This is a genomic window from Bradyrhizobium algeriense (genome assembly GCF_003062295.1).
In the GTDB taxonomy this organism is placed as follows: domain Bacteria; phylum Pseudomonadota; class Alphaproteobacteria; order Rhizobiales; family Xanthobacteraceae; genus Bradyrhizobium; species Bradyrhizobium algeriense.
The window spans coordinates 43,543-59,316 of sequence record NZ_PYCN01000015.1; the positions used below are offsets into that span (position 1 = coordinate 43,543).

12 protein-coding genes are annotated in these 15,774 nt (G+C 62.6%); 2 read left to right on the top strand and 10 right to left on the bottom strand.

The window, feature by feature from the left end; all coding sequences use genetic code 11:
- Positions 1-15: 15 nt before the first annotated feature.
- The 4 genes from C7G61_RS25295 to lipA form a co-directional block, all read right to left on the bottom strand.
- The gene (locus C7G61_RS25295) at positions 16-945 is read right to left on the bottom strand and encodes an NAD(P)-dependent oxidoreductase (RefSeq protein WP_108519402.1); all 930 of its coding nucleotides are present in this window, start codon (positions 943-945) and stop codon (positions 16-18) included.
- A gap of 69 nt (positions 946-1,014) precedes the next feature.
- A complete protein-coding gene (locus C7G61_RS25300; protein ID WP_108519403.1) occupies positions 1,015-1,494 on the bottom strand; it encodes a type II toxin-antitoxin system RatA family toxin in 480 nt (159 codons plus the stop codon).
- Positions 1,494-2,030: a P-loop NTPase family protein gene (locus C7G61_RS25305; RefSeq protein WP_108519404.1), complete on the bottom strand. Its 537-nt coding sequence runs from the start codon at positions 2,028-2,030 to the stop codon at positions 1,494-1,496. Before C7G61_RS25305 ends, C7G61_RS25300 begins: the two co-directional genes overlap by 1 nt.
- Before the next feature lie 15 nt (positions 2,031-2,045).
- Positions 2,046-3,005 (bottom strand): lipoyl synthase, encoded by a 960-nt coding sequence (lipA, locus tag C7G61_RS25310; RefSeq protein WP_108519405.1) that lies wholly within the window; start codon positions 3,003-3,005, stop codon positions 2,046-2,048.
- A gap of 135 nt (positions 3,006-3,140) precedes the next feature.
- On the opposite strand from lipA, the gene C7G61_RS25315 reads away from it, so the two are divergent.
- The gene (locus tag C7G61_RS25315) at positions 3,141-3,746 is read left to right on the top strand and encodes a DNA-3-methyladenine glycosylase (protein ID WP_108519406.1); all 606 of its coding nucleotides are present in this window, start codon (positions 3,141-3,143) and stop codon (positions 3,744-3,746) included.
- A gap of 550 nt (positions 3,747-4,296) precedes the next feature.
- Positions 4,297-6,603, top strand: coding sequence for a glycoside hydrolase family 113 (locus tag C7G61_RS25320; protein WP_108519407.1), 2,307 nt, complete (start codon positions 4,297-4,299; stop codon positions 6,601-6,603).
- A 43-nt stretch (positions 6,604-6,646) separates the two neighbouring features.
- On the opposite strand, the gene C7G61_RS25325 is transcribed toward C7G61_RS25320, so the two are convergent.
- The 6 genes from C7G61_RS25325 to C7G61_RS25355 all read right to left on the bottom strand — a co-directional run bounded on the left by C7G61_RS25325 (position 6,647) and on the right by C7G61_RS25355 (position 15,633).
- Positions 6,647-8,236, bottom strand: coding sequence for an ATP-binding protein (locus tag C7G61_RS25325; RefSeq protein WP_108519408.1), 1,590 nt, complete (start codon positions 8,234-8,236; stop codon positions 6,647-6,649).
- A gap of 337 nt (positions 8,237-8,573) precedes the next feature.
- Positions 8,574-8,960, bottom strand: coding sequence for a VOC family protein (locus tag C7G61_RS25335; protein WP_108519520.1), 387 nt, complete (start codon positions 8,958-8,960; stop codon positions 8,574-8,576).
- A gap of 178 nt (positions 8,961-9,138) precedes the next feature.
- Complete coding sequence (locus tag C7G61_RS25340) at positions 9,139-12,003, bottom strand: valine--tRNA ligase (protein ID WP_108519521.1); 2,865 nt, start codon at positions 12,001-12,003, stop codon at positions 9,139-9,141.
- Between the two features lie 282 nt (positions 12,004-12,285).
- A complete protein-coding gene (locus C7G61_RS25345; protein ID WP_108519410.1) occupies positions 12,286-12,999 on the bottom strand; it encodes a PopZ family protein in 714 nt (237 codons plus the stop codon).
- Between the two features lie 316 nt (positions 13,000-13,315).
- Entirely contained in the window at positions 13,316-14,719 is a 1,404-nt protein-coding gene (locus C7G61_RS25350; protein WP_108519411.1) for a TolC family outer membrane protein, read from the bottom strand.
- 248 nt (positions 14,720-14,967) lie between these two features.
- On the bottom strand, positions 14,968-15,633 hold the full coding sequence (locus C7G61_RS25355; RefSeq protein WP_108519412.1) for a protein-L-isoaspartate O-methyltransferase family protein: 666 nt from the start codon (positions 15,631-15,633) through the stop codon (positions 14,968-14,970).
- Between the last annotated feature and the right edge of the window lie 141 nt (positions 15,634-15,774).

Consider the following 15,774-nt stretch of genomic DNA (forward strand, 5'->3'; position numbering starts at 1 on the left):
CAGATATGCCGCCGGTCATTTTCGTTGTTCTTGTTGCTGGTCTTTCGGCCCTACCCGCGCCTCCACGCCGGTCACGGTCTCATAGGCCTTGATGACGGCGGTGCAGGACTCGCCGTCGTGCCCGAGCAACGCCGCCTGCCGGTAGGTCTGGTGCACCGCCTCCGCCATGAACCCTGGCAGGCCCGCCTCCTCCAGCCAGCGCGCGTAATAGCGGACGTCCTTGCGGGCGTTCGCCAGCGACATCAGCGGCGTGAAGTCGCCATCGAGGGTTGCCTGGCCATAGAGGTCGAGCATGCCGCTCCTGGCGCCGGCGGCCGAGATGATGTCGATCACTTGCGAGAGATCGAGCCCGTCCTTGGCGGCAAGCGCAAACCCCTCGCACCATGCCGCCACATTGGCGAAGGCGATATAATTGTGAATGAGTTTTATGCGGATGGCGTGCCCGAGCGGGCCGATATGGAAGATGTTTTCGGCATAGAGCTCGAAATAGGGCCTGAGGTCGTCGAGCAGGTCGCGCTCGCCGCCAAACAGTACGTTGACCTTGCCGATGTCGGCGTGCTTCGGGGTCCGCGTCATCGGCGCCTCGGCGTAGCGCCCGCCGGCCGCGCGCACCATGCGGTCGAGCTTCGCGACCATTTGCGGGCTGCCGGTGGTGTGATCCACGATGATGAACGCCGGCGCCGGAGCGGCGAGCAATCCATCGCCGGAGGTCAACAATGCCTCGACATCCTCGGCCTCGTTGACGCAAATCATGATGATACGGCAGCTATCGCGAATCTCCTGGAGATTGCTGGTGGCCGTCGCACCAAATGACTTGGCGGCCGCCACCGCGGCGGGATTGAGGTCGTAGGCGGTGACCGCCACGCCCTTGGCGACGAGGTTCTTGACCAACCCTCGTCCCATTCCGCCGAGGCCGATAAAGCCAACGCGTTCGAATGTCGTCATCTCTGGGCTTCCGTCATCGTTGGAGGACCTTGTTGGGTTGGTGAGGTGCTCGGCCGTTCGCGCAGACGTTTAGCCGGCTTTCGTAGGCCCTGCCCCCGGCTTGCCGTAGACTGCGTCCGCACGCTTCTCGAAGGCCGCAGCAAAACGCTGGAACGCGGCGTCGAACATCGTGCCCATCAGCATCGCCAGCATCCGGCTTCTGAATTCATAGGACAGGAAGAACCCGACATCGCAGTCGGTTTCGGATTTCGGCTCGAACGTCCAGCGGTTTTCGAGGTTGCTGAACGGGCCCTTCAGATATTCGACCATGATCTTCAGGTTCGGCCGATCCAGCGTCACCCGGCTGGTAAAAGTTTCCCGCACCAGTTTGAACGATACGGTCATGTCGGCGACGATGATTTCGGTGCCGTCTCCCCTCAGCGTGTGCTGACGTATCCTCAGCGACTGGCACAGCGGCACGAATTCCGGATAGCGCTCGACATCGGCAACCAGATCGAACATCTGCGACGCGGTGTGGTGAACCCGGCGCTTGCTGGAAAAGCGCGGCATCAGTGGATACTCACTTGGCTCTGCCTGAGCGCGATTTCGTTCAGATAGTCGTTCGCCTGCGTCCGGTCGGTGAAGCAGACCAGCGATTGATCGGCGCGCAGACCCCCAAAATAGTCCAGGAGTTTCGGCCGCTGTTGCCGGCGATAGGTCCAGACATAGCGAAAGAATTCGAAGTCGATCTTCTCCGGACAGCCTTCGGCCATCTCCGGGCGGACTTGGCCATAGCTGCCGGCGATCCGCTTCATCACGCCGAACATGCAGCTCCAGCGCGGCAGGTCGAACCAGATCACGGTGTCGCAGGCGTCGCGGCGCAGTTCGACAAGATGCGAGGGGAAATTCCCGTCCATGACCCAGTGCGGCTGGAGTGCCACCTCGGTCAAGCGCCCGCGAAACTCGGCCGTGTCGGATTTGACCCAGCCGGGCTTCCAGTACAGCGCATCCAGCGAAACGAAGGGAATGCCCGTCATGTCCGACAGTCGTCGAGCAAATGTCGACTTGCCGGACCCCGACGATCCCATGACAAGAACGCGTTGCATTGGTTCGGTCCGACGCTAGCGGGCTCGCGCGAGGCGCGCCGCCTGAAGCTTGGCGAAATCCTCGCCCGCATGGTGCGAGGAACGTGTCAGCGGGCTCGCCGACACCATCAGAAACCCCTTGGTGTAGGCGACCTTCTCATACCCTGCGAATTCGTCCGGGGTCACGTAGCGCATGACGGCGTGATGCTTGCGGGTCGGCTGCAGATATTGCCCGATGGTCAGGAAATCGACCTCGGCCGAGCGCAGATCGTCCATCACCTGCAGCACTTCGTGCCGCTCCTCGCCGAGGCCGACCATGATGCCTGATTTGGTGAAGATGGTGGGATCGATTTCCTTGACCCGCTGCAGCAGCCGGATCGAATGGAAATAACGCGCGCCGGGGCGCACCGTGAGATAACGCGCCGGGACGGTTTCCAGATTGTGGTTGAACACGTCAGGCTTCGCCGCCGCCACCACTTCGAGCGCGCCTTCCTTGCGCAGGAAGTCGGGCGTCAGGATCTCGATGGTCGTGCTCGGGCAACGCGCGCGAATCGCGCGGATGGTTTGCGCAAAATGCTCCGCGCCACCGTCGGCCAGATCGTCGCGATCGACCGAGGTGATGACGATATGGGCGAGCCCGAGCTTGAAGGTGGCCTCCGCGACATGTTCCGGCTCCGCGGCGTCGAGCGCGCCGGGCATGCCGGTCTTGACGTTGCAGAACGCGCAAGCTCGCGTACAGGTGTCCCCCATGATCATGAAGGTGGCGTGCTTCTTGTCCCAGCACTCGCCGATGTTTGGGCAGCCGGCCTCTTCGCACACCGTGACGAGGCCGTTCTCCTTGACGATCTTCCTGGTGTCCGCATAGCCGCGGGTGTTCGGCGCGCGCACCCTGATCCAGTCAGGTTTGGGCGGCGACAGCGCATCCGGCCGGTTCACCTTTTCGGGGTGACGCGGGCGCACCTGATTGACGGAAACGGTATCGACGAGGACGACCATGTTAAGTCCGAAAATTGCGAGAAACCCTAGCTAATCCGTGTCGCCGCTAGCTGCAACCCAGCCCTCGCCGAACCTAGCAGAAACGTGCAAGATATCAGCGCTTTTCACCCGTTCCGCCGTGATTCCCACCTGAAAATGTCTCAAAATCCGAAGCCGGCCGATGCCGCCGCCCCTCGCCTCGGCAAGCTGCTGAAACGCTCGTTTTTTAACCGCAGCGTGCATGAGGTGGCGCCCGACCTGATCGGGGCGACGCTTCTGGTCGACGGCGTCGGCGGCATCATCACCGAGGTTGAGGCCTATCACCATCTGGACCCGGCCGCGCATTCGTTCCGCGGGCCGACACCGCGCAACCGGATCATGTTCGGCCCGCCGGGCTTTGCCTATGTCTACCGCTCCTACGGCATCCACTGGTGCGCGAATTTCGTGTGCGAGGCGGAAGGCTCGGCCAGCGCCGTGCTGATCCGCGCGCTGCAGCCGACCCACGGCCTGCCCGCGATGCGCCGCCGCCGGGGCTTGCAGGAGGAACGCGCGCTGTGTTCGGGGCCTGGCAAGCTCTGCGAGGCGCTGGGCATCACGATCAAGCACAGCGAACTGCCGCTCGATCAGCCGCCGTTCGCGCTGCATGCGCGGCCCGGCAAACCCGAGATCGCCGCCGGGGTGCGGATTGGAATTACAAAAGCGGTCGATCTGCCGTGGCGTTATGGATTGAAGGGATCGAAGTTTCTGAGCAAGCCGTTCTGACAACTGGAGCATCAGCCTGTCGCTACCGGGAGGTGTCATAACCGGCGCATGCGCGGGGTATCCAGTACGCCGCGCCCTCTCCACGTCATTGCGAGCGAAGCGAAGCAATCCATTCTTACTTCCTTTGCGGCACGATGGATTGCTTCGCTTCGCTCGCAATGACGGAACTGGCGACGATGACGCCATCTTCAGCAAGTAGCCCACACGAGCGCAGCAATATGCGGGATTGACCACCCCCGGACGTCGCTTTGCTTATCCTACGCTTGTTACGGAGTGCCCGGCTCGAAGTTCCTGAGCAAGCCTTTTCGATTTGAGCAGAACCAGTAACGGTGCGCTAACAACGAGCATCGCTTTTCCAACAATCGCAACATCGACTCAATCCCGTCACGACACGCCCACGTTGAACACGTAAGTGTGGTCTGCTGTTTTGCTTTGCGAAAAGTGAAGTGCTCATGAATTGTGCTGCGTGGAACACGCAGCGTGATGAGCTTGCGCAAACCACAGAGCCACCAAACAGCAACAGAAACTTCAAAAGAAACGGAGCTGCACGATGGCGGGCGTGTTTCCTGTTCAGGGATTTGGATTCCTCTCCAACTACAATGGTGCATTCGTCACCAGTTCCGCGACCGCGGCCATGCAGGCGATCGCGAGCACCAATGCAAACTCGATCGAGCTCGCTCCGCGGCTCTTTGTGAACACCAGGACGTCGAACGATGTCTTCGCGGATCCCGGCAAGACCGAGAGCGACGCCAACATTCTTCAGGCTGCAGCAAATGCCAGGGCGCTCGGGCTTTCGGTCACGTTGAAGCCTATGGTTTCAGCTCTCGATGGTACGCTTGCGTACGCACTTGTTCCGAGCGATCCCGCCGCCTTCTTTGCTTCCTACAAGAGCGAAATGGTCCACATGGCGGAAATCGCCGAGCAGGCCGGCGTGACCATGCTGTCGATCGGCAATGAACTCGGCAAGCTCTCCGGACCCCAATATCGAAGCTACTGGGTCGACCTCATCGATTCCGTGCGCGCCGTGTTCCATGGCGAGATCACCTATGCAGCCGCAACCGACGAAGCCATCAATGTCAGCTTCTGGGACAAGGTCGATGTCATCGGAATCAACGCCTATCCGCCGCTAACGACGACAACCGATCCGACCGTCGATGAGATGGTCAATGCGTGGAACAGCATGTCCACGGACGACTACTGGGCGAAGGTGATGAATCACATGTCGCCGGTCGATTTCTTCCATTCCCTTGCCCTGCAGTACGACAAGCAGGTGTTCTTCACTGAAACCGGCTATCGCAGCGTCGACGGAACCAATATCAGGCCGGGCGGCTGGGCCGAAGGCACGACGCAGGACCTCCAGGAGCAATATGACGCCTTCAACGCCTTCTTTCAGGTGTGGGGATCGGAAGGCGGAAGCTGGTTCAGGGGTGCGTCGATCTGGAACTGGGACACGAGCAACAAATACTCGCCGATCGGCTATTCGCCCCAAGGCAAGCCTGCGCAGGAGTTGATTACCGAATGGTACGGAGGTCAGCACCAGCCGCCCGGCCAGACGCTGACGGGTTCTCCGTCCGCCGATCTGATGGATGTCGGCGGCGGCAATGATATTCTGTCAGGCGGGGTCGGCAACGACACGATCAAGTCAGATGGGGGCGACGACACCATTACTGGCGGGCCCGATACAATTCCGAAGCTCACGGAGACGTCAGTCACGGTGACGGGCTACAGCTCCGTTGTCGACGGCGTCGGCGCCAAAATGCAGCTCCTGATCAACGGGCAGCAGATCGGCAGCACGGTCGAATTCCACGGCGCGACCGATCCATCGGGTTTCCAGACTTTCACATTCACATTCGCCAACCCGGCGACAGTGTCCAGTCTTGATCTCGCTTTCATCAACGATGTTGCCAACGCCAATGGCGACCGCAACCTCTACATCAAGGACATCACGGTCAACGGCGAGCATCTTGCCGTCTCCGACGCAGTCAATCCGAGTTCGCCGGGAACCTGGAACCTCTATCAAAACAAGTCCATCCACTATGACATGACTACTCGCCAGGACCTGTTCTTCGGCTCGGCGACCGACAATGACAGCCTTGACGGAGGTGCAGGCAAGGATGCGGTCAACGGCGGCGCCGGGACGGACATGATTCAGGGTGGCCCAGGCAACGACGCCATCAACGGCGGCCCCGGGGCGGATGTGATCCACGGCGGGGCGGACGACGACACGATCAACAGCGGCGCCGGCATCGCCACGGCCACCGATCAGCTCTATGGCGACGACGGCAACGACATCGTCAAGGCCAGCACCGGTGACACCGGCGCCCTGCTCGACGGCGGCACCGGCAGGGATCAGCTCTATGGCAGCTGGGCCGCGAACGTCATGAACGGCGGCGACGGAAATGACTATCTTTCCGGCGGCGGCGGGCTGGACGTCATGCATGGCAATGCCGGTGATGACCAACTGAAAGGCGGCCCTGCGGCAACCCAGATGTTCGGGGACGATGGGAACGACAGCCTGCAGGGCGGCACCGGCAGCGAGTTCCTGTATGGCGGCAGCGGAAACGACCGGCTGATCGGTGGCGGCGGAAACGATTATCTAGCCGGCGGGTCGGGCAATGACACATTCGTTTTCGCTGCTGGCTTAGGCAAGGACACAGTCGCCGACTTCCAGAACACCGATGGTGTGCAGGACATCCTTCAGTTCGACAAGACGGTGTTTGCCGACTTCAGCGCGCTCCAATCGCACATGGCCGAGGTTGGCACGAGCGTCGTGATTACGGTCGACGCCAACAACACGATCGAGATTCGGAACACGACATTGAGCCAGCTTCACGCCGGCGATTTTCTGTTCGTCTGAGGCCAGCCGAGGGTCGCAGGAGCGCCTTCCCGTCCTGAAGAATTCACGATGCCAGCGCGGTCCGGATCATCCGCGCGAGGTCTGAGCTGAGGTAAGGCTTCGGCAGCAGCAGCACGCCGGCGTCGAGGCGGCCATGATGTACGATGGCGTTCTCGGTATAACCAGACGTATAAAGCACCTTGAGTTCCGGGCGCCGTTTCAGCGCCTCGGTCGCAAGCTGACGGCCGTTTAGTCCGCCGGGGATTATCACGTCAGTGAACAGCAGATCGAAGCGTTCGGGACCATCAATGATTGCCAGCGCCTCGGCGGCATTGCCGGCGGCCATCGTGTGGTACCCAAAACGGCTGATCTGCGTCACGACGTATTCGCGGACCAGCGGGTCGTCCTCGACAATCAGGATGGATTCGTCGCCGTGTTCGCCCCCCGAGATGCCAGCTTCGGCGGCTAGCGCGTCCGGGACACCCGCCGCCGCCGGCAGGTAAAGCTTCACGGTGGTGCCGTGGCCCTCTTCGCTGTAGATCTTGATATGTCCGTTCGACTGTTTGACGAAGCCGTAGACCATGCTGAGACCCAGCCCCGATCCCTTTCCGACCTCCTTGGTGGTGAAGAACGGTTCAAACACCTTGTCGAGCAGGCTGCCGGGGATTCCCTCCCCTGTGTCGCTCACCGCGATCATGACGTAGTTGCCCGGCTTGAGCTCGCTGGTCATGCCGGGGTAGGTCTCGTCGAGCACGACATTCCTGGTTTCGAGCGTCAGCTTGCCGCCATCAGGCATGGCGTCACGCGCATTCAGTGCGAGGTTGAGGATCGCCGTCGAGAGCTGACTGGGATCAATCAGGGCCGGCGCGGAATCGTGCGCCAGCATCGATTCGATTTCAATCTGTTCGCCGAGGGTCGGTCGCAGCAACCGTGCGGCATCGATGACCAGGGCGTTGACGTCGGTGTTGCGCGGCTGCAGCGGCTGTCGACGGGCGAAGGCCAGCAGATGCCGTGTCAGGTCGGCCCCCCTCGCCGCGGCGGAGCTGATCATATCGGTGATCTGGACGAGATGCGGACGATCCTTGACCGCCTCGCCGAGGATTTCGATGGTTCCGGTGATCACCGTCAGAATGTTGTTGAAGTCGTGCGCCACACCGCCGGTGAGTTGGCCGACGGCTTCCATCTTCTGCGCCTGCCGGACCTGGGCCTCGTTGGCCTCTATCTCCTGAAAACGTTTAACCATAGCCTCGGCCTTGCGCCGGTGCCGGATTTCCTCCTCAAGCGCCGCATTGGCTTGCGCAAGTTGCGTGCGTGACGGCAGCACCAGGATCCGCGGCAACTGCAGCAGCAGCCCCGCCGTGATCCCGATAGATATCAGCGCCAGGAAGCCTTTGGTGAGGCCTTCGATGTCGTAGGCCGGCACCCACAAAGTGAGGATCGACAGCAGCCGGGTCACCCCGCAGACCGTAACGAAGATGGCGAATGTCCCGAACACGCCGCGGAACGTAATATCGCGTCGCCGCCACACGAAGAACCCGAGGACGAACGCGGTAGCAAAGAAGGCGCCGGCGAGCATGGCGTCGGAAACCGCATTCAGCCAGATCAATTCCGGCTTCCACATCAAGCACGCGCCATGCGGGGTGAGCGTCGACATGTTCAGGATATCCTATTTGAGTTGAGACAGTGTTAGAGAGCCCACGCGCTCGGCCTTTCTCCATCCTGCCCGCTCGGCGCGGGAAAGGCGAGCGACCACGCGATGGAAGCGTCGCCGAGAGCGTCGATGAATTCGCGCCGACTCATGGCAAATCCGTCCCGGGCCGAGGCCATATTTTCGATACCTGGAACGATAGCACGCGGGGCCTCCGCGGCGTCGGAGATAATCATGCGCCCGCCGCCGCAAGCGACCTGCCGCGCGAGCGGTTTAGTCCAGCGGCACTTTTCCAACCCCGCGCGATGTCCGACCAACCGGCGCTACGATTGCTTTGCGCCTGCTAAACCCCCCGGTGGCAAACCGCCTCGACCTTGTTGCCGTCGGGATCGCGCAGGAACGCGCCGTAGTAGGCGGCATGATAGTGCCGCAGGCCGGGTGGTCCGTCATCGGTGCCGCCGGCGGCGATACCGGCGTGCCAGAACGCGTCGACCTCGCTTCGCGATTTTGCCTTGAAGCACCAATGGCGGCCGGTGGCCTCGTCCGGCCTCGCGCCCTTGTAGATGGCGATGTAGACGCGATCCGGATGCTCCGCGTCAGCCCGCTCGCCGTAGCCGAGCCAGCGGTCGCTGCGGCCGACCTTGACGACGTCGAGCGCCTTCATGATCGCGTCGTAGAACCGCTCGGCTGCGGCAAGATCGGACACCGTGATGGAGACGTGGTCCAGCATCGAACAGTCCTCGACGATAACCGAGACTACCTCAGCCGTCATTGCGAGCGAAGCGAAGCAATCCATTGCGCCACAGGTGGAGAGATGGATTGCTTCGTCGCTTCGCTCCCTTGCGCAAACGCTTCGCGTTTGTCGCAGGCAATGACGTGGATAGTTCGGAGCCTAAGCTTCGCGAGCGCTATGACGCCAGCTTCAGCCGCTCCAGCGCTTCCTGCAATTTCGCCTTTCGCGCCACCGCCGCCTCGCGCTTTTCCTTTTCCTCTTCGACGATCTCCTCCGGCGCGTTCGCCACGAATTTCTCGTTGCCGAGTTTTGCATCCACTCGCTTGATGTCGGCGTCGGCCTTGACGATTTCCTTCTCGAGCCGCGTCTTTTCCGCGGAAAGATCGATCACGCCTTTCAGTGGCAGCGCCACCACCTCGCCGCGCACGAGCAACTGCACGGCGCCCTCCGGCGGGCGATCGGCAAAGGAAATATCCGCCAGACGCGCCAGGCGTTTCACGGTGTCGTTCCAGCGCTGCGCGCGCCCTTGGGTCTCCGTGGACGCACCCGACAGCACCAGCGGGATCAAGGTGGCCGGCGGAATGTTCATTTCCGAGCGCACCGAACGGATCGCGGTGACGAGATCGACCACCCAGCCGATTTCAGCCTCGGCCGCGGGATCGCTGAAATCGCCGGCGTCGAGCGCGGCCATGACCGGCGCGATCAGCGGATCGCCGGGTCCTGCCAGCGCCATCGAAGCGATCTGTTCCTCGGTCACCGCGCTCGCCTTGCGCGGCCATTCGGCCAGCACCAGCAGGCCGTCGCGCTTCGCCGTCACCGCCCAGAGTTCTTCGGTGATGAAGGGCATGAACGGATGCAGCAGCTTGAGGATTTCGTCCCGCGCCCAGGCGGTCATGGCGCGGGTCTCGGCCTTCGCGGCCCCCTCCTCGCCCATCAGCACCGGCTTTGCGAGTTCGACATACCAGTCGCAATAGACGTTCCAGACGAAGCGGTAGATCGCATTGGCCGCATCGTTGAAGCGATAGCCCTCGATCGCCTCGGTGACCTCGCGCGTGGCGCGCGACGTCTCATGCGCGATCCAGCGGTTCAAGGTTTCCTTCGCCGCCGTCGGATCGAAGCCCGCGGGCTTCTCGCAGCCGTTCATCTCGGCAAAGCGAGAGGCGTTCCACAGCTTGGTTGCAAAATTTCGATTGGTTTCGACCAGTTGCGGCGACAGCTTGATGTCGTGGCTGTGGGCCGCGCCGCGCGCCAGCGCAAAGCGCAGCGCATCCGCGCCAAAGTCATCGATGACGCCGAGCGGATCGATGACGTTGCCTTTCGACTTCGACATCTTGGCGCCCTTCTCGTCGCGAACCAGGCGGTGGATGTAGACGGTCGAGAACGGCGCATCCTTCATGAAGTGCAGGCCCATCATCATCATCCGGGCGACCCAGAAGAAGATGATGTCCCAGCCGGTGACGAGGACGTTGGTCGGATAATAGCGCTTCACTTCCGGCGTTTCGTCCGGCCAGCCGAGCGTCGAGAACGGCCACAGGCCTGACGAGAACCAGGTATCGAGCACGTCTTCATCTCTGACGATGAAGCCCTCGCGTTTGGCAGGGTCCAGCGCCATCTCGCGCCCCTGCTCTTCCGTGATGACTTCCTGCTCGACGTAGTAACCGAGCGCGTTGCCGACGGCTTCCTCTTCGGTCTCGGCGACGAACACCTTGCCGTCGGGTCCGTACCATGCCGGGATCTGGTGGCCCCACCAGAGCTGACGCGAGATGCACCAGGGTTGGATGTTTTCCATCCATTCGAAATAGGTCTTTTCCCAGTTCTTCGGCACGAACGTGGTCGCGCCCGAGCGCACGGCCGCGATCGCCGGCTGCGCCATGGTCCTGGCGTCGACATACCACTGGTCGGTCAGGTAAGGCTCGATGACCACGTTGGAGCGGTCGCCGTGCGGCACCGTGTGCGTGTACGGCTCGACCTTGTCCAGGAAACCGAAATCCTCCAGCCGTGCCACGATCTGCTTGCGCGCGGCGAAGCGCTCGACGCTGTGCAATTCTTCTGCAAACTGGTCCGCGCCCTCAGGCAATCCGCGCAGATAATCCTCATTGCCAACGAGGGCCATGCAGCCCTCGCGATCGAACACGTTGATCTGCGGCAGGCCGTGCCGCTGGCCGACCTCGAAGTCGTTGAAGTCGTGTGCCGGCGTGATCTTGACCGCACCCGATCCCTTCTCGGGATCAGCGTAATCGTCGCCGATGATCGGGATGCGGCGGCCGACCAGCGGCAGGATGACGTGCTGGCCGATCAGGTGCCCGAGACGCTCGTTCTCCGGATGCACCGCAACAGCGGTATCGCCGAGCATCGTCTCGGGCCGCACCGTCGCCACCACGATGAAAGTCGAGGGATCGTCGGGGCTGAACGTCTTGCCCCCGATCGGATAGCGCAAATACCAAAGGCTGCCCTTGACCTCGACCTGCAGCACCTCGAGATCGGAGATCGCGGTCACCAGCTTCGGATCCCAGTTGACCAGCCGCTTGTCCTTGTAGATCAGGCCTTCGCGGTGCAACTGGACGAACACCTTCACGACGGCCCGCGACAGGCCTTCGTCCATCGTAAAGCGCTCGCGCGACCAGTCGCAGGAGGCGCCCAGCCGTTTCAACTGGTTGACGATGGTGTCGCCGCTCTCGGCCTTCCACTGCCAGACGCGTTCGAGGAATTTGGCGCGGCCGAGGTCGCGCCGGTGCTCCTGCCGTTCCATCAATTGCCGTTCGACCACCATCTGGGTCGCGATGCCGGCGTGATCAGTGCCGGGCTGCCACAGCACGTCGCGGCCGCGCATGCGCTCGAAGCGGCAGAGAATATCCTGCAGCGTATTGTTCAGTGCGTGGCCCATATGAAGCGAGCCCGTCACGTTCGGCGGCGGGATCACGATGGTGAACGGCGCGGCGTCTTTTCGTTCCAGGCGGCCGGCCTTGAACGCACCGCTCTCCTCCCAGATCCGGGACATGCGGCTCTCGATATCGGCGGGCTGGTAGTTTTTCTCGATCATGGCACTGCAATTGGAGATGATGGGGGCGCCCTTGAGCAAAACCGTCGCCGGTCCTCTCAAAGAATGTAAATCAAATCAACGTGGTAGCGCCCGGTTTGGATGCGATCGGCGCCGGGCCGCGCCCCTAGAAAGCCGCCGCAGCGCCTCAAGTCAACCTGACAACGCGGGTCCAGGGCAGCGGGGACCCGAGGTAACGCCGGTTTGAAGCACGGGGTTCGCGATCGACGCCCGCCGAGGCGGCCTTGATACAGCCTCGACGCAGCCTCAACTTAGCCCTTGGGACTAGCGCCCGCCGCGCGAAACCCGTTCGATTTCGGCCTTGACGATCCGCTCCACCAGTCCCGGCAGATTGTCGTCGAGCCAGGATTTCAGCATTGGCCGCAGCATTTCCTTGACCAGATCTTCCAGCGTCCGCGCGTTGTTGCTCAGCACGGTATTGGCCAGCGAGTTGAAGGCGGATTCCACGGCGGAGACGGTCGAATGCGATAAAATCGGTCGCGCTGGCGCGCTCTCGAACGGCGGCTCATAGGCCGGCTGGCGACGTGACGCCTTGGCTTCGGTGAATTCGATGTCGTCCTGCGGATCGACCTTGCTGAATGTTGCCGCGGCGGGGGCTGGTGCAGGCTCGGGCAATGCCATCTCGTCGGTGAGTTCGAAAACATCGGCCTCGGGCGCCGCCGGCCTGATATCCGCCTCGGGCGTCGCCGCATCGAGGCTCGCCAGCATCGCGTCGATGTCGTCCTGGTTGTTGTTGGCGACCGGTTCGGGCGCAGGCGGTGGTGGCGGCGGGGCTGGTTTCGGCGCGGCAACCGGCTTCGGCGCCGGAGCGATCGCCGACGGCGGGATATCCTTCATCACGGCCGGCTTCACGGCGGCCGGCGCGCTCGCCGGCTTTTCGGCAGCCGCAGGCTTAGCCTCGTCGTCGGCAATGATGCGACGGATCGACGCCAGAATCTCCTCCATCGAGGGCTCTTGGACCTTTGCAGGTTGCGTCATCTCCGACTCCACATCGAAACCATTTTACATCAAAGCCACGAAGGAATTGCCGGTTCCGGATATCGAGGCCGGGATTTTCATCGCACAAGCCCGACTTGTCCCCAGATCAAGCCCGCCCGCGGCATCGCGCGCAGGTCCTGCTCCCCTCAAAACGATCCCGACACGCGTCCGTGAGATGCAAAGACACGGGCCACGAATCGCTCAGCTCGCCCCGGAAACGGTACGTCATGGCCACAATTGATTGCAAGCAAAGCGCCCGGCGCTTCAGGCGCCGGGCGACGATTTCATCCCGCCTGTGCGGAAATAGACTCGGAGATCAGCGGCCGTCGGGTGTGCGAACGCCGGCCCAGCTATCGCGCACCTGATGATAGTGCACGCTCGGGTCATAGACCGTGGTGGGCAGGTTCATCACGGTCGGCGACAGCCGGCCGACCGTGTTCAGCACGGAGTATGACGCAACCACCCGATCATGCTGCGCGGTAACGAGCGCAACGCGCGCGTTGACCAGCGCCTGCTGTGCGTTCAGCACGTCGAGCGTGGTGCGCTGTCCGGCCTTGGCTTCCTCGCGCACGCCGTTCAACGCGATTTCCGACGCCGTCACCTGCGCTTGGGCCGATTGCACCTGCGCCTTGCCGGCGACGAGCTGTCCCCATGCCGTGACCACGTTGGCGCGGGTCTGGTCGCGGGTCTGATCGAGAACGAGGCGCTGCTGCGCCACCGTTTCCTTGGACTGACGGATCAACGAATATTCGGCGCCGCCCTGATAGATCGGGACCGAAAGCTGCGCGGTCGCGGAGGCGCCGAACGCGCGGTACTGGATCAGGCTCTGCTCATAGGACTGCTGAACCGCGGCCTGCAACGTGACCGTCGGCAACAGCGCGCCTTCGGCCACCTTGACCTGGAGGTAGCTGACGTCGATGCCGAACATCGCCGCAGTGACGTTCGGATTTTGCGTCAGGCCGAGCTCGACGGCGGCCGGCAATGTCCCCGGCAGGAAGCGGTCGACGGGCGAGCCCGGCGCAAGGTTTTGGGGTTCGTTACCGATGATACGGCGGAAGTTCGAGCGCGTCGTCGTCAGATTGGCTTCCGCGGTCAACAGCTGCGTCTTGCCGGCGGCGAGTTGCGCCTCCGACTGCGCGACGTCGGTGCGGGTGACTTCGCCGACGTTGAAGCGGTCGCGCGTCTGTTTCAGCGTCTGCTCGAGCACGCGAACGTTGCTCTTCTGCACCTCGACGATCGCGGAATCGCGCAGATAGTCCATGTAGCTTGTCGCGGCACTGAGCAAGACGGTCTGTTCGAGTGCGCGCAAGGCTTCGCGCGCGCCGGAAACCTGCCCCTCGGCCGCCCTGGTCCTGTTCGCGGTCTGCTGGCCGTTGAACAGCGTCTGCGTGATCGTCGCGCCGACGCTGCGCGGCGCGTTGGAGCCGTTAATTGGGGGGACCCTTCCGACATTGAGGTCGCCGGTCTGGGTAAGGCTGTCGGTGTATTGGTAGCCGGCGCTCGCGGTGACCGCGACTTTCGGCCGGTAGCCCGACAGCGCCTGCGGCACGTTCTCGTCGGTGAAGCGCACCTGCGCGCGCTGCGCGTTGAGCTGCGGATTGTTCTGATAGGCGCGCACCAAGGCCGCCTCAATTGTGTCGGCCAAGACGGGCGTCGAGCCCATGCATACTAATAGAAGGGCCGAAGCTGCAGCTCCGGCAAATTCCTTCACCCCACGCATCCCAAGCAATCCAATCTTTTTTGGTCGCCCGGCCCATGATCATGGTTGCACATGATCCTTAACCGAACGTCGCTTCACTCGAAGTGAGTCCCGGCTCACCTTAGTCCGCACGTAGGCTGGACGGAACTACTCCGCAAGCAAACGCCGTCGAAACTCTTCACGTGGGGCAATCGTGCCACACTTCTGATTTCGAAGGGGATTTAGCCGGCCGCGAAGGGCGAATATTGGGCGTGGAAACGGCTGAAACGCTAGAAAACGAAGGCCGGAACAAGTTCCATGCCGGGCAGCACCGGGGCGGCGGCATCGAACAGCGTCCGGTGACCGAAATCGCCATGCGAAGCGGTCACGATGGTAGCCCGTGCCGGCCGTGACATCGCAAAGACGCCCACCAACCGGCCGCCGCTGCGCAATTGCCGGTAGAGCTGCTCCGGCACGATCTCGGTCGCGCCGTTCAGCACGATGACATCATAAGGCGCGCCTGCCGCGTCGCCATCGGCCGGCGCCGCGGGGCGGACCGTCACGTTTCCACAGCCATTGCGGGCCAGGCTAGCCTGCGCCTTCGCCGCCAGCGCCGAATCGCTTTCGGTTGCGGTCACCTGGGGAGCGAATCGGGCGATCACGGCGGCGGCGTATCCGGTGGCGCAGCCGACCACCAGGACGCGGTCGCTCTCCTTGATGTCAGCCGCCTGCAGCATCTTTGCCAGCACCACCGGCTTGATCAGGAACCGCTTGACCGCGCCGCCTTCGCTGACATCGAGATCGAGATCCAGATAGGCCAGCGCCTGCTTGTTTTCGGGAACGAAGGCCTCGCGCGGCACCGCCAGCATGGCATCGAGAATTCGGATATCGGTCACGTCGCTCGGACGTACCTGACCATCGACCATTTTCTGGCGCGCGGTCGCAAAACCGGACATAGGCTAAGATCCTGAGAGCATGCGGCATAGCCGCCGAAAGAGCTGAAACCGCGTCATCTTTGGTACAAGCTCCGGCAAAACGCAACATGCGGGCGGCTGTTGCCGAGCTGCCTCCGGTGGCGCGGGCAAGCCGCCAGAAAG